The 13,771-nt window shown below is 53.0% G+C and carries 13 protein-coding genes; 12 read left to right on the forward strand and 1 reads right to left on the reverse strand.

Translation table 11 applies throughout. The annotated features are described in order from the left end of the window. The first annotated feature begins 148 nt into the window (after window positions 1–148). The 11 genes from lsrF (at window position 149) to F459_RS0100405 (ending at window position 12,168) form a co-directional block, all read left to right on the forward strand. Window positions 149–1,015 (forward strand): 3-hydroxy-5-phosphonooxypentane-2,4-dione thiolase, encoded by an 867-nt coding sequence (gene lsrF, locus F459_RS21995; protein ID WP_020610754.1) that lies wholly within the window; start codon window positions 149–151, stop codon window positions 1,013–1,015. A 17-nt stretch (window positions 1,016–1,032) separates the two neighbouring features. Further along, complete coding sequence (locus F459_RS0100360; protein WP_020610755.1) at window positions 1,033–2,541, forward strand: sugar ABC transporter ATP-binding protein; 1,509 nt, start codon at window positions 1,033–1,035, stop codon at window positions 2,539–2,541. Continuing rightward, a complete protein-coding gene (locus F459_RS0100365) occupies window positions 2,534–3,538 on the forward strand; it encodes an ABC transporter permease subunit (RefSeq protein WP_020610756.1) in 1,005 nt (334 codons plus the stop codon). Before F459_RS0100360 ends, F459_RS0100365 begins: the two co-directional genes overlap by 8 nt. Further along, window positions 3,535–4,542: an ABC transporter permease gene (locus tag F459_RS0100370; protein WP_020610757.1), complete on the forward strand. Its 1,008-nt coding sequence runs from the start codon at window positions 3,535–3,537 to the stop codon at window positions 4,540–4,542. Before F459_RS0100365 ends, F459_RS0100370 begins: the two co-directional genes overlap by 4 nt. A gap of 74 nt (window positions 4,543–4,616) precedes the next feature. Then, on the forward strand, window positions 4,617–5,660 hold the full coding sequence (gene lsrB / locus F459_RS0100375) for an autoinducer 2 ABC transporter substrate-binding protein LsrB (protein WP_020610758.1): 1,044 nt from the start codon (window positions 4,617–4,619) through the stop codon (window positions 5,658–5,660). Between the two features lie 57 nt (window positions 5,661–5,717). Then, a complete protein-coding gene (lsrK, locus tag F459_RS0100380) occupies window positions 5,718–7,274 on the forward strand; it encodes an autoinducer-2 kinase (protein WP_020610759.1) in 1,557 nt (518 codons plus the stop codon). A 29-nt stretch (window positions 7,275–7,303) separates the two neighbouring features. Next, window positions 7,304–7,663 carry a cupin domain-containing protein gene (locus F459_RS0100385; RefSeq protein WP_013256122.1) on the forward strand — a complete coding sequence of 120 codons (360 nt, stop codon included), beginning with the start codon at window positions 7,304–7,306 and terminating at the stop codon, window positions 7,661–7,663. A gap of 14 nt (window positions 7,664–7,677) precedes the next feature. Then, window positions 7,678–8,277, forward strand: a complete 600-nt coding sequence (locus F459_RS0100390) for an HAD family hydrolase (RefSeq protein ID WP_020610761.1) — start codon at window positions 7,678–7,680, stop codon at window positions 8,275–8,277. 77 nt (window positions 8,278–8,354) lie between these two features. Continuing rightward, entirely contained in the window at window positions 8,355–10,523 is a 2,169-nt protein-coding gene (lnt, locus tag F459_RS0100395) for an apolipoprotein N-acyltransferase (RefSeq protein ID WP_020610762.1), read from the forward strand. Between the two features lie 234 nt (window positions 10,524–10,757). Next, complete coding sequence (gene rsgA, locus F459_RS0100400) at window positions 10,758–11,849, forward strand: ribosome small subunit-dependent GTPase A (protein WP_020610763.1); 1,092 nt, start codon at window positions 10,758–10,760, stop codon at window positions 11,847–11,849. Further along, window positions 11,839–12,168, forward strand: coding sequence for an RNHCP domain-containing protein (locus tag F459_RS0100405; RefSeq protein WP_020610764.1), 330 nt, complete (start codon window positions 11,839–11,841; stop codon window positions 12,166–12,168). The genes rsgA and F459_RS0100405 overlap by 11 nt, the downstream gene beginning before the upstream one ends. Before the next feature lie 58 nt (window positions 12,169–12,226). On the opposite strand, the gene F459_RS0100410 is transcribed toward F459_RS0100405, so the two are convergent. Beyond that, complete coding sequence (locus F459_RS0100410) at window positions 12,227–13,234, reverse strand: histone deacetylase family protein (protein ID WP_245540035.1); 1,008 nt, start codon at window positions 13,232–13,234, stop codon at window positions 12,227–12,229. A 99-nt stretch (window positions 13,235–13,333) separates the two neighbouring features. Here F459_RS0100410 and F459_RS0100415 point away from each other — a divergent pair, with 99 nt between their 5' ends. Next, the gene (locus F459_RS0100415) at window positions 13,334–13,726 is read left to right on the forward strand and encodes a thioredoxin family protein (RefSeq protein WP_020610766.1); all 393 of its coding nucleotides are present in this window, start codon (window positions 13,334–13,336) and stop codon (window positions 13,724–13,726) included. The last annotated feature ends 45 nt before the right edge of the window (window positions 13,727–13,771 follow it).

Consider the following 13,771-nt stretch of genomic DNA (forward strand, 5'->3'; position numbering starts at 1 on the left):
TACATGATGAAAAAACAAATGTAAATAACAAATGTAACAATTAAAAATGATAATTTGTGTAAAACAAAATGTTGACAAATAAAATATCATATGTTTAAATTAATTTGTAACAAATAATCTTGTAATACAACTACAAATAGGAGAGCTTATGTTTGACAATATCTCTTGGGGAAAAAAACGTCGTCTTTCTCAGATTGTGAAGGGTGATGGCAGGGCCTTGATGCTTGCCATCGATCATGGCTATTTCATGGGGTCGACCACCGGCATGGAGGTTCCGTCGAAGGCCATTGAGAAGTTACTTCCGTATACCGATTCCCTGATGCTCAGCCCAGGTGTCCTGACAAGTAGCATAGATCCCGATTTTGGCAAGGGCTGTGTTTTGCGGGCCTCCGGCGGTAATACCATCTTAGATAAGGATATCGATGATGAAGGGCTTATCCTCACCGCAGAAGAAGCGGTCAGGCTCAATGCCTCCGCCGTTGCCGTTTCCATTTTTGTCGGTGCCGAACACTCTCATCAGACTATTCTCAATCTAAGTACGATGATCAGCGATGCGGCACGCTTTGATCTGCCGGTCCTCGGCGTGACTGCGGTAGGAAAGGCGCTGAAAGATAAAAAGGAGAAGCGCTACCTTGCTCACGCTTCGCGGATTGCGGCCGAGTTGGGAGCCGATATCGTCAAGACCTACTATTGTGACGGTTTTGAAGAGGTCGTGACGAAGACCCCTGTTCCCATCGTGGTCGCCGGAGGGCCGAAGCTTGATACCTACGAGGATGTACTGACCCTTTGTTACCGATCGATCCAGGAAGGAGCCATCGGCGTGGATATGGGGAGAAACATCTGGCAGTCCGAGTATCCCTCTGCGATTATCCAGGGTGTTCAGAAAATCATCCATGAAAACTTTTCTGTGAAACAGGCCCTCGAGTATACCAACGATCTTTGTAATGAAGAGACAAAGCGTGTTGAACTGTTCAAGGTAACAGCCCGGGATATCGAAGAGAGCAAGCTTCACTAAAACGGAATCGAGGTCATATGGAAACTGCGGAAGAGAAGCAAAAAGAGGAAATCTTGGTGCTCTCAAATATCTGGAAATCCTTCAGCGGTGTTTCTGTTCTCAAAGGGGTCAATATGACCCTTCGGGAGGGGGAGATTCACGCTTTACTCGGGGGAAACGGCTCGGGAAAGTCGACCCTCATGAAGATCGTTTCCGGGATCTACGGTCGTGATGCCGGGACGATCCTTGTGGACGGAGAAGAGGTGGTATTCCAAAACCCCTCGCAGGCCCATCTGGGGCACATCTATCTGGTTCCACAGGAGCCTCAGATCTTTCCCCACCTCAGTATCGAAGAGAATGTCATCTTGGGAACGGGGTGTAAGGTCGGTGATATGACCAGGGAGATTGTTCGAATAGGAGAAGCCCTTGGCTTTTGCGAGGATCTCTCAGAGCTTGCAGGGGCTTTGAGCATAGCACAACAGCAGCTGCTCGAAATCATTCGCGGTCTTATCCGCAAGGCCAGAGTGCTTATTCTGGACGAGCCTACATCGACCCTCACCTTTAAAGAGGTGAACTCCCTTTTCGAACGGTTGAAGGTTCTTAAATCCCAGGGGATAGGCATCTTTTTCATCTCCCACAGGCTTAATGAAATACTTGAGATTTCGGACCGGGTGAGCGTACTTCGGGATGGGAACATGGTGCTTTGTAAAGCGACTTCTAAACTTGATCACATCAAGTTGGTCAAAGCCATGTTACCTGAAGGAAAGGCGGGCAGGGAGGAACCTTGCGAAGAGAAGCGGCAATCCATCGGTGATGAGACCGTTTTTGAACTGCATGATTTTAGTTCCGAGGATTTCAAAGATATTTCTCTCAATGTCAAAAGCGGGGAGATTGTGGGGCTTGCCGGTGTCGTGGGTGCGGGACGGACGGAACTTGCAGAAGCGGTCATGGGAATCACCGGAGGAAGCGAGGGAAGAGTATGTGTTTCCGATAAAGAACTTGCGGTCCGGACCCCCGGCCGCTGTCAGGAATCCGGGCTTGTCTATGTGCCGGAAGATCGTGCGGCTCACGGAATTTTTCTCGGACAGCCTAATTACTTTACCACGACTTCCAGCATCCTTCGCCGTTTCGGAAAGGTATTCATGTCGTCGGGAAAGGAATACGGCATTGCCAAACGCTTCATCGAGCAATTCAGAATAAAGGTGGCTGGCCCCGATCAGGTCGCATCGACCCTTTCGGGCGGGAATCAGCAAAAGGTGGTACTTTCACGGGTGATTGCCTGTGATCCCAGCGTGATCATCCTTGACGAACCGACAAGGGGTGTCGATGCCGAAGCCCGTCTTGACGTGTACAAAATCATCAGGTCGCTGACGGCTCAGGGGGTCGGCGTCTTACTTATCTCCTCCGACCTCGAAGAAATTCTCGAACTGAGCGACCGTATTTACATTATGTACCACGGTCAGATCACCGGTGAGTATGCACGAAGCGAATGCGACATCGAAACCGTTACGGCGGGAGCCTTTGGAGTGCAGGGTAGCCATGTTTAGCGTATTAATAAGAAAACGGGCATTTCTGGTCTTTCTGATTCAGATTGTGCTCATTATCGTCGTTGGGATCATCAATCCCCTTTTTGTCAGGATCTCGACACTATCGGGAATCATAGATTCCTCACTTATTATCGTATTGATCGCCTTAGGCGAGATGTTTGTCCTGCTTACCGGCGGTATCGATGTTTCGGTCGGTGCCATTACCGGTCTGAGCGCCGTTGCTGTGGGGCTTTCCCTAAATGCGGGGATCTCCATCCCCATGAGCATGATCCTGGGACTCCTGGCGGGATTTACAGCGGGAGCTGTCAATGGCATAGGGGTCGGACTCATAGGCGTTCCTCCCATCATCATGACCCTCGGTACCATGGGGGTGTTCCGAGGCACCATGTACATCCTCACCGGCGGTAGCTGGATCGACCATGTGGTCACATCCTACAAGCGTATTTCCGGTATCGACCTCTTCGGCATCAGTGCCCTTGCCTGGATTGTTCTCCTTCTCGGGATCATCAGTGCTCTTATCATCCAGAAAACAAGGGCCGGACGTATCTTCCACTATGTCGGAGACAACCGGGAAGGTGCCTTTTTCATGGGAATTCATGTAAAGGCGGGAGTCTTTTGGGCTCATGTTTTTGCCGGTCTTTTTGCCGGCCTGGCCGGTCTGGTTTTTGTGTCGCAGATCGGTTTTATTCCGATGCAGACGGGTTCCGGTCAGGAGATGAGGGCCGTCGCCGCCTGCGTTCTCGGCGGGGTAAGCCTTTCCGGCGGGGTAGGCGGCCCCATGGGGGCGCTGGTCGGAGGCCTGTTTCTTACCACCATCGATTCCATCCTTGTTTTCCTGAAGGTTCCTGCATTCTGGAACGACGCGATTGCCGGGGCCATTCTGCTTTCGGTCGTCTTGCTTGATTTCAGATTCAGAAAGGCCTTCGAGGCTCAGCTGAAAAGCAGACGGGCCCAGCTTGTACTTGAAGAGTCCGCACTTGAGGAGGGGGCCGTATGAAACTCGTAGGCAACGTTTCCTTTAAACGATGGGAATACTTTATCCTTCTTGCACTTTTTCTGGAGATTGCTGTTTTCGGCCTGATCAATTCGTCGTTCTTCAACTTTTCGAATTTGCTCTATACGACGAGTGATTTTGCCCACATCCTGCTGGTTGCCGTGCCGCTTACCCTGGTGGTTATTACCGGAGGAATCGATATCTCCATCGCCTCGATGATGGGACTTACCTCCATCGTAACAGGTTTTTCCTGGCAGATGGGCCTGCCCATCGGAGTAGCGATCCTTGCCGGTTTTCTGGCAGGTCTTTTGGCCGGATTGTTTAATGGTCTCCTCGTTTCCTCTACAGATATCCCGGCCATTGTTATTACCCTGGGGACGATGTTTCTCTATTCGGGACTGGCAACCGGGATTGCCGGGAGCCTTGGAGCTTCCGGTTACAACGGAATCGGGGGATTTCCCGAAGGCTTTGTTTCCCTTGCCTACGGAGGCCTCGGAGCTGTTCCGAACAGCCTTATCATCGTTCTGCTTTTCTCCCTCGTTTTAAGTCTTTTCCTGAAAAAGAACAGGGTCGGGCGTTCCCTCTATCTGATCGGCGACAACATGGAAGCGGCTCGCTACAGCGGTATCAAAATCAGAAAGACCCTGATGATCACCTATTCGCTCACCGGCATCGGTGCCGCCATCGCCGGTATCCTCCTTACCTCCTATTTTACCTCGGCGCGATCGGATCTCGGATCGGAAGCGCTGCTTCCCGCCCTTACCGCCGTTGTCTTGGGAGGAACGGACATCCAGGGAGGAAAAGGGAGTGTGGCAGGCACCTTGATCGCGGGGATCTTTCTCGGTGTTTTGAAGCAGGGATTGATGTCCATGGGGGTCACCAACGATGTATCCCAGGTGGTAACCGGTTTTATTCTGATCGCCACCGTTGTCGGGAAGGTCGGGTACTCCTTTTTCAAACAGCAGCGTCTCAATCGGAGGGCACTGCGTATCGGGCTCCAGGCCTAATAGGCGGGGGCGGTTTATGTGGTTCTTGCCGCCTCGTTTAGAGGTGGAAGCATAATAATTCTCACGGAGGTGTAATGATGAGAAGCATGATGAGAATGGCGGGCATGATAGTACTTTTAAGCCTGCTTATCGTTTCCTTTTCCTTCGCCGGCGGGCAGGGCGAAGCAGGAGGAACACGTGTTGCGTTCATTCCGAAGATTACCGGTAACGGCTTTTTTGAATCAGGCGGCAAAGGCGCCGTGGAGATGGGCAAGGAGTTGGGAATTTCCGTCAAATACGATGGTCCCAGCGAGGCCAGTGTCAGCGCGCAGATCGAATATATCAACAACTTTGTAAACCAGGGATACGATGCGATTGCCGTTTCCGCCCTTTCTCCCGACGGGCTCAACCAGGCACTGAAGCGGGCGATGGACAAGGGGGTCAAGGTTTTGACCTGGGACTCCGATGTCGATCCACGCTACCGCTCCTACTACATCAATCAAGGGACCCCTCAGCAACTTGGAAAGCTTCTCGTAAAGATGGTTGCCGATCAGGTGGGGGGAAAGGCCGCCAAGGTTGCATTTTTCTATTCCAGCCCGGAGGTTACCGACCAAAACCAGTGGGTAAATGTGGCAAAGGAGACCATAGCAAGCGAGCACGGCAATTGGGAGGTCGTTACCACCCAATACGGTTATCAGGATCCCCAGAAATCCCTCCAGACCGCCACCGATATTTTCACAACCTATCCGGAACTTGATGCGATTCTGTGTCCCGATTCCACCGCTCTCCCTGCCGCGGCACAGGCTGCAGAGAACATGGGTATTGGCGGGAAGGTCATCATTGTCGGCTTTTCCACACCGAATGCCATGAAGCAGTACGTAAAGTCCGGTACGGTGAACCGCTTTGCCCTCTGGGATGTTGTTGTCCAGGGCAAACTGGCTGTTTATGTTGCCAACCAACTTGCAAACGGCACGGTGTATAACGTCGGCGACTCCTTTGATGTACCCGGGGTCGGAACGGTCAAGGTTTCCCCGAACTCGGTTCAGGGCTACGACTATGAAGCGGACGGAAACGGCATCATCTTGCTTCCCGAACGAACCGTTTTTAACGCAGAAAATATCGATAACTACGATTTCTAAACTATCACCATGGGGTCGTTTCGGCGGCCCCGCTTCAAAAGCTGAGAGGGTAGAGGAATGAAACATCTGTTGGCACTGGATGCGGGTACCGGAAGCGGTCGAGCAGTCATATTTGATGAAACCGGTAGACAAATAGCGGCGGTGGGCCGTGAATGGAGCCATCCCGAAGAGGAAGGGGTTCCCGGTTCCATGAGATTTGACTGGGAACGAAATTGGGAATTGCTTGAGAACTGCCTGAAAGAGGCGCTCTCACAGGTTTCCGATCTCGATCTTGCAGGGATCGCTGCAACCAGCATGCGGGAAGCAATTGTTCTGTTCGATCATCAGGGCAACGAGATATGGGCCTGTTCAAATGTCGATGCCAGGTCCGTCGAGCAGGTGATTGCCCTTAGAAAAGATCATCCGGAGCTTGAAGAACAGGTCTACAAGGCCTCGGGCCAGACCTATTCCCTGGCAGCCATTGCCAGGCTGCTTTGGGTCAAGGAGCGCAGACCCGATATCTATGAAAAAGCTGCATCGGTGGCAATGCTCAGCGACTGGATCGCTCATAAACTCGGTGCCCCTTTGAGCATCGATCCTTCCAACGGCGGTACCACCGGCCTGTTTAACCTTGAAACCCGCGCTTGGGACCCTGCTCTTGCCAGGGCCTGCGGTATCAAAGAAGAGCTTCTTTCCGCTGCGGTCCATGAGTCCGGCGAGGTGATCGGAGCCGTCGGCAGTGAAGCCTCTCTCCGCACTGGCTTGCCGAAGGGGCTCCCCATCGTCACCGGAGGCGGGGATGCCCAGCTCGGCAGCATCGGGGTAGGTGCCGTGCAGGCGGGGGATTGTGCGGTGTTCGGAGGCAGTTTCTGGCAGCAGGAACTGAACATGAACAGGCCCTTTGAGGATGCAAGTCGCCGGGTCCGCATCAATTTCCATGCCGTTCCCGAGCTCTGGCAGGCGGAGACCATCGTCTTTTATCCCGGCATTGTGATGCGCTGGTTTCGGGACGCCATCTGCCCCGATCTGAAGCCGACGGCTGCGGCGCGAAAGATGTCCACCTACGCCCTGATTTCGGAAATGGCGGCCCAGGTCCCCGCGGGATCAAAGGGTATCATTCCCATCTTTTCGGGCCCGATGAACTATTCGAAGTGGTATCATGCCGCTCCATCGTTTTTAAACCTCAATGTGGAAGGTGATATTTCCACCCGGGCGGCCATGGGCCGTTCCATCCTCGAAAACGCCGCGATCGTGACAAAGGCAAATCTTCTGCGCATCAGGGACTTTACCGGTACCTTTCCCGAAAAGGTGATCTTTGCCGGCGGAGGATCTGTCGATCCCTTCTGGTGCCAGATCCTTGCCGATGTGCTTCAGGTCCCGGTGGAGACCCGTAAGGTAAAGGAGGCCACGGCCCTGGGAGCCGCAATCTGCGCAGGAAAGGGCACCGGCCTTTACGGAAGTTTTTCCGACGGGGTGGCGGCTGTCGTTCGAAAGGAGCGACTCTTCGAACCTGATCGTGGCAACGCCTCGGTGTATCAGGAAACCTATGACCGTTGGCTAAAGGCATATACGCAGCAACTTACCCTGGTGGATGCCGGTATTACGACATCAATGTGGAAAGCGCCGGGCGAATGAGCCCGCAATTATAGCATGGAGGAAGAATTTTGACGTACAAGATGATCAACGAAAAGGAAGTAGCCTACCGATTCGACGGCATATCCGGTCCGAAATACCTTTTACGGGGACCACATGTCGATATCGGCATGGTTGTTATCATGCCCGGTGAGGACTTTACCTGTCATTATCATGAACGGATCGAGGAGGATTTTTTCACCCTCGAAGGAAGTGTTGAGATCTATGTGGATGAACAGAAGATCGTGCTGAACGAGGGAGACCTCATTCATGTGCCCCCGAAAAGCAACCACTATCTGAAAAATGTCGGGGATAAGCCCTGGAAAGCGATGTTTGTGAAGGCTCCCTATGACCCGAAAGATAAGGTTGATGTGGACTGGGTTCCCGCCTGATCCTGGTTCCCACGTTGACCCTTTCTATCGACCCTGCCGCCAGGGCTCTCATCTTTGATATCGATGGGACCCTGGTGGACACCCTCGCTATTCACTATCGGGCATGGAAAACGACGCTTCTGGAGCTTGATAACTATAGCCTTTCGCCCCAGCAGTTTAAGGCGATTATCGGGTATGGAAAGAACGACATGGTCGAACGGCTTTCTTTGCTTCTTGCAAGGCCCCTTGATTTTCGATTGCATGTGGAGCGACAGGAGGCTCATTACACCTCCGGCCTCGTTTTTGCGCGGCCGATAGAGCCTGTTGTCGCGCTTCTTACCGACTATTTCGGAAGGCTTCCCGTCTGCCTCGCCACTTCGGAACACCGTCGGATAGCCGAGCTGAATATCAAGGCCGCAGGACTTGCCGGACGTTTCGATTTTCTGCTTGCTGCGGAGGATGTGGATCGCCCGAAACCCGATCCGGAGATCTATCTGGAGGCTTCGCGCCTTATGGGCCGGGCCCCGGAGCTTTGCCAGGTCTTTGAGGATAGCCCCGTCGGCATCCGGGCGGCTCGTTCCGCCGGCATGATGGTCACCGATGTTTCGGCATGTACTTCCGACGTTCTTTTTTGATGTCGGGATCGTCTTCCTAACGCCATTCTGACGAATCGGACTTTCCTGGACCCTGGCTTCCGTTGTATGGTGACAACATGCAACGGAGAAGCGCTTTTGGCTGGCCATTCGAACAGTGGTTCCCGGCCTTTGCCATCGTGGGATTGGCAGTTCCTCTTACCCACCTTATTAAGGGACCTGTAGGCATGGCCTCCGGTGGCGGCCTGGGCGAAGATATTGCCCTGGCCCTGCTGCTTTCCCTTCACCTTCTGTGGCTCCTTTCCGTAAGGATGGGGAAAACAAGGGGCCGTCTCGGCACCAGAATACGGCTCAGACGCCTTTCCGTTGGCAGTGAACTTCTGCTCGTTCCCTCGCTTCTTTTTCTGCTTTTTTCGTTGATTTTTGCTGCCAATGCCAATATGAGTTATGCTCAGTGGTTTGCCGAGACAAAGGGGAACCTCAGACTTGCCCCCGATTCATCCATCCAGCGGCTCAACAGCCTGATCCGCTATCTTCCCCTTGTATTGCTCGATGGTGTCGGCTACGTTGCCGCTCGCATCGGACGACGAGGACGGCTGGCTGCGGAAGGCGGCAGAGGCTTGGATCTGTTTCTTTGGCGTTGGTCGACACTTCTCGCCCTTGCTTCGGCCGTGCTTGTAAGCCTTTCGTTTTCCACACCTTTGGCGGTAAAGGGGATCGGCTGGATAGGCTATATCGCACCGATTCCCCTGCTTTTGGTGCTGTCGTATACCTCGCCTGTCAGGGCCTTTTTCGCCGGCGTATCCTACGGGACACTTCAGGCGCTTCTCGGTAACTACTGGCTTGGTACCTACGATCTGCTTTCCCTCCATTTTGTTACCGATTTTCACATTGTGATCTACTGCCTCTATATTCCCCTGCTTTTATTGCTCTCAAGGGCCGTTCCGGGTTCCCTGGGGCGGCGTCTTCGGCTGCCTCTGATGGCGTTGATATGGGTCGCCTTTGATTTTATTCGTTCCGGGGGCTTTCTCGGCTACCCCTGGGGGATTCTCGGCACCAGCCAGTACCGCTATCCGGTGGTGATCCAGATTGCCTCCCTTTTCGGCGTGTGGGGTGTCAATCTCTTTCTCTGGCTCTTTGCCGCCCTCGTTGCTTCCCTTATAGAAGGATTTTCTCAGGGCGGGAAACAACTTGGAAGGAAACCCGTGCGCTGTTGCGAGGCGCTGCTCCTTGTTGTCATGACCCTCTCCGTAATGGTCTACGGTGTTGTTGCTCTCGACAAATGGGAAGCCCGTGAAGCGAAAAGCGAAATAACCGTGGCCCTTATTCAGCAGAACACCGATCCCCGTAAAAACGACTACGCATCGACCCTTGATGTTTTGGAATCCTTAACCCGTGCTGCCCTCTCGTCGCCGTCAAGCTCTCTGTCTGATACACTTCCTGATGATGTGGTCGCGTTAAAAAGAAGCGGGAAACCGGTCGACCTTGTCGCCTGGTCTGAAACGGCCTTTGTACCGAATCTCCGGAAGTGGGGCGCCATGGATCCTTCCTCGCATCCCAATGCGGCCCTTGCCAACCGGCTTCTGCATTTTCAGCGACAACTCCGCACCTGGCTTTTGACCGGCAATGATGACTACGACGAGGTGATCGGTGATGACGGCGGGAACATAAGAAACCACTACAACGCCTCGGTTTTGTTCTCGGATACCGGGAAGCGTATCGCCACCTATCGAAAGATGCATATGGTTCCCTTCTCCGAGTACTTTCCCTATGAAAAGCAATTTCCCCTTTTCTATAAAATTCTGACCGACTTCGACGCCACCTTGTGGGAGGCCGGAAGCAATTCGGTGATCTTTTCCCACCCCAGAGCCGATTTTATCACCCCCATCTGTTTTGAGGACAGTTTCCCCGGTGAGGTGGCGGCACATGTGGTACCCGGAGTCGATATGATTCTCAATATTTCCAATGATTTTTGGAGTAGAACCGAAACCGAAGGACAGCAACACGCCGCAAACGCCCTCTTTCGGGCTGTTGAAAATCGTCGCCCCCTGCTTCGTTCGACGGCAAGCGGGCTTACCTGCATCATCTCGCCTGTCGGGAAAATCCGCGTGGAACTGCCCCACTACCATCCCGGTTATATCGTTGCCGATGTACCATTGTACGGGAGACCTGAAACCTTTTATCAGCGGCATATCGACCTGCTTCCCCGACTGATCCTTTTGTTCCTTCCACTGTTTCTCGTTTCCGGACTCATACTGCGGTTGTGCCGGGTCATCCGATACCGCTGATAAAGGCCTTGACCAACGCCTGTCGTCGAGCTATCATTATTATAACAAATCTTATGCACAATGGTGCGGAAAGGAAGTGTATATGAAAACCAGGAACGCTATCTCGGTGAGTATCCCCGGAATGGGGGAGTGAGGTAGGTACTTTTTCATATACACTCATTCCATTCCGGGGAGATTCTGACCGTTAGGCGGTATGCCTTTCGTATATGAACCTCTTTCTACGGATGGAAACCATTGCATTATTCCGACAATATATATCGTCTCGAGCAATATGGCTGGAATAGTCGTTTTGCCGAAAATTTCGAACCCTATCGATGTCAGGGATTGATACCTGCCAGAGTCGTCCGTGACGGCAGAGAGCGCTATCGGGGGATCCATCCCGGTGGTGAAGCAGCGTTGACCCTTTCCGGGAGCTTCCGTTATCTCCTTGATCTCGGCGTACAGCCTATGCCGGTGATAGGAGACTGGTGTGCCCTCTCCTCCACCGACGATCCCGCTCATTTCCGTATTGAGGGAATCCTGCCCCGTGCCACGGTTCTGCATCGCCGCAGCTGCGGCGACGAGGATCTGAGTGCGGCAAACGTTGATGTGATAGGAATTGTTTCATCCATCGCGAAAGGCCTCAACCTTCGCCGGATCGAGCGTTTCCTTGCCAATGTTCAAAGCGGGGGGGCTCAGGGGGCCCTGATTCTTACAAAGATCGATCTTGTCGATGAGCCGGAGACCTACAGGCGACGGGCTGCCGCCCGTTTCGGAGAACTTCCCATCTATCTTGTGGACTCGATCTCCGGAGCGGGAGCCGGGGAGCTTAACGATCTTTTTCTTCCTGGAAGAAGTATCGCCCTGACCGGCATCAGCGGAGCGGGAAAATCCACCCTTATCAATCTCCTTCTCGGAAGCTCGATGGCAAGGACCTCAGCGGTTCGCGACAGCGACGGACGGGGAAGACACACCACCACGGAACGGGTACTTTTCCGCATTCCTTCCGGCGCTTTGGTCATCGATACGCCGGGGGTCCGGTCGGTAGGCATTACCGGCAGCGAGGCATCGACAGAGGCTTCCTTCGATGATATTGCACGTTTGGCCGAAGCGTGTCGTTTTTCGGACTGTACCCATCGCAATGAACCGGGCTGTGCGGTAAGAAAAGCGCTTTTAGCCGGAGAGATCGAACAGGATCGTTATCTCAACTATCTGCAGCTTTTGCATGAGGCCTCTGCCGGAGAGGTCGATGAGCGTGAAAGGCGGCGGGAGAAGGATCGCCGCTTCGGCAGGCTTCGCTATACCATGCGGAAAGAGGGACGGAGGGGAGGCTTCGATGGCCGCTGATGTAGCTTCCGGCTTTCGGTGCATTCACTGCGGAGCGCCCGTTCCTGCCTATTCCTGGGGAACCAGACACCGAAACCACTGCCCCTTCTGCCTCTGGAGCCGGCATGTCGATATTCGTCCGGGGGACCGGGCAAGCCTCTGCGGCGGTGCCATGGAACCCATTGCAATCTGGAGCAAGAGCGACGGGGAGATAATGGTGCTTCACCGCTGTAGCGTCTGCGGGACCATAAAAGCGAATCGCTGTGCCGGGGACGACGACGAAACGATTCTTTGTGCTCTTGCTTCCAGGATAGCCGATGCCGTCGGCCTAAGGAAATAGTGCTTGCTGGGCATTACCCTTGTCTCTCTTTCCTTCGGACTTGGAGATTCGGGGATGCTCAGCTTTTGAGGCGATCCTTGAGTGCCAACTCCAGCAAAGCGGCATAGACCCGCCAGGATTCAGGGCTATAGCCCCCTGCCATAAGATATGCGGCGGGAATCCTGCGTTCTTTCAAAAAATCATAGACAAGGCGATCCCGTTCGGCCATCTGTTCGAGCGTCAACTGTAACTTCGCCGAGGAGGGGAGGGTATCCTTTTCGTAAGGATCGGAACCCGAGACCACGATGGCAAGATCCGGCTTCATGAATGCGGCGAGTTTTTCCAGCCCCTCGGCAAGGGCACGGTTGTAAAGGTGCTCCTCCCCCTCGAAGACAGGGATATCGATATCGCTGGGAATAAAGGAGGGATGCTGTGTACCGTCCGGGCCGAATTCGAGTCTGTCCAGAGGCCATCCTGCGCCCATATGGATGCTCAGGGTTCTGATTGATGGATCGGAATGTGCAATTGCAGCGCTTCCGTCACCTTTGTGGGCATCCACATCGATCACCCAAACACTTTCGACACGCTTTTCCGCCATGAGCCGTCTTGCGGTAATCATTATATCGTTTATCAGGCAGAATCCGTGACCGAAGTCGGGATGAGCGTGGTGGAATCCTCCGCCGAAGTAAAAGCAGAAACCCGATTCCAGGGCACTTTTTGCGCACTGATAGGTTCCGGCCGTTTTCACAAGGAGTGTGTCGAAGAGTTCTTTAAGGGGACGTTTGGCCTTTGACGGATCGTAGCGGTTATAGTTTCCCTTCTCGTCAAGAAGTTCGAAGGCTTCAATAAGAGTGCTCTCCCGTTCTTCCTCGAAGATCCGCTTCACGTAGTTCGGTGTATGGACTCTTGTTACATCCGTGCGGCTGATGCTCTCCTCGTGTTCTTTGCAGATTAATGCCGCAAGATGGGGACGGATTTCCGGCAGACCGGAAAGATATTCAATGCATTTGGGTGCCCGAATGTCTGAAACAGGGATCCCGATACCGAAATCCGAGAGCGGTGCTATGTCCTGATAATATATTATCATACGTATAGTATAACGCATGGGCGTTGCTTTGCCCATGACCCATTGACAATTATATATATAAAATTATATATTAAGTAAAACTAATTTTGGAGGTTCGCTATGAATCTACTAATCGGTGTTCTGATTGCGATTGGATTCTTCTTTGTTCTTCAATATGGAATGGTATTGAAAATGAGGATGAAAAAGGGAAAACAGGCTCCGGAGTTAAGCGGTAAGTATGATCGGGCTTTGAAAAACGGAGGAGCTGCTCTCTTTTATTTTTATAGCGACGGATGTGGCGCCTGCAAACCTATGACCCCCCTATTTGATGAATTTTCTTCTACAAGAAAAAATGTCTTTAAAGTAAATATTTCAAACGACATGGCTACGGCCCGAAAATTCGGTGTAATGGGAACCCCCTCGACCGTACTTGTCCGAGATGGCAAGATAGCCGAATTCCTTGTCGGTCCCCAGCCTAGGGAACGGATAGAAGCGCTTCTCCCCGGCCGGTGAGGTGCTTGACACTACGCTATAATCCATTAATCTTACCATATGGAA

This window comes from Sediminispirochaeta bajacaliforniensis DSM 16054, assembly GCF_000378205.1.
Taxonomy (GTDB): domain Bacteria; phylum Spirochaetota; class Spirochaetia; order DSM-16054; family Sediminispirochaetaceae; genus Sediminispirochaeta; species Sediminispirochaeta bajacaliforniensis.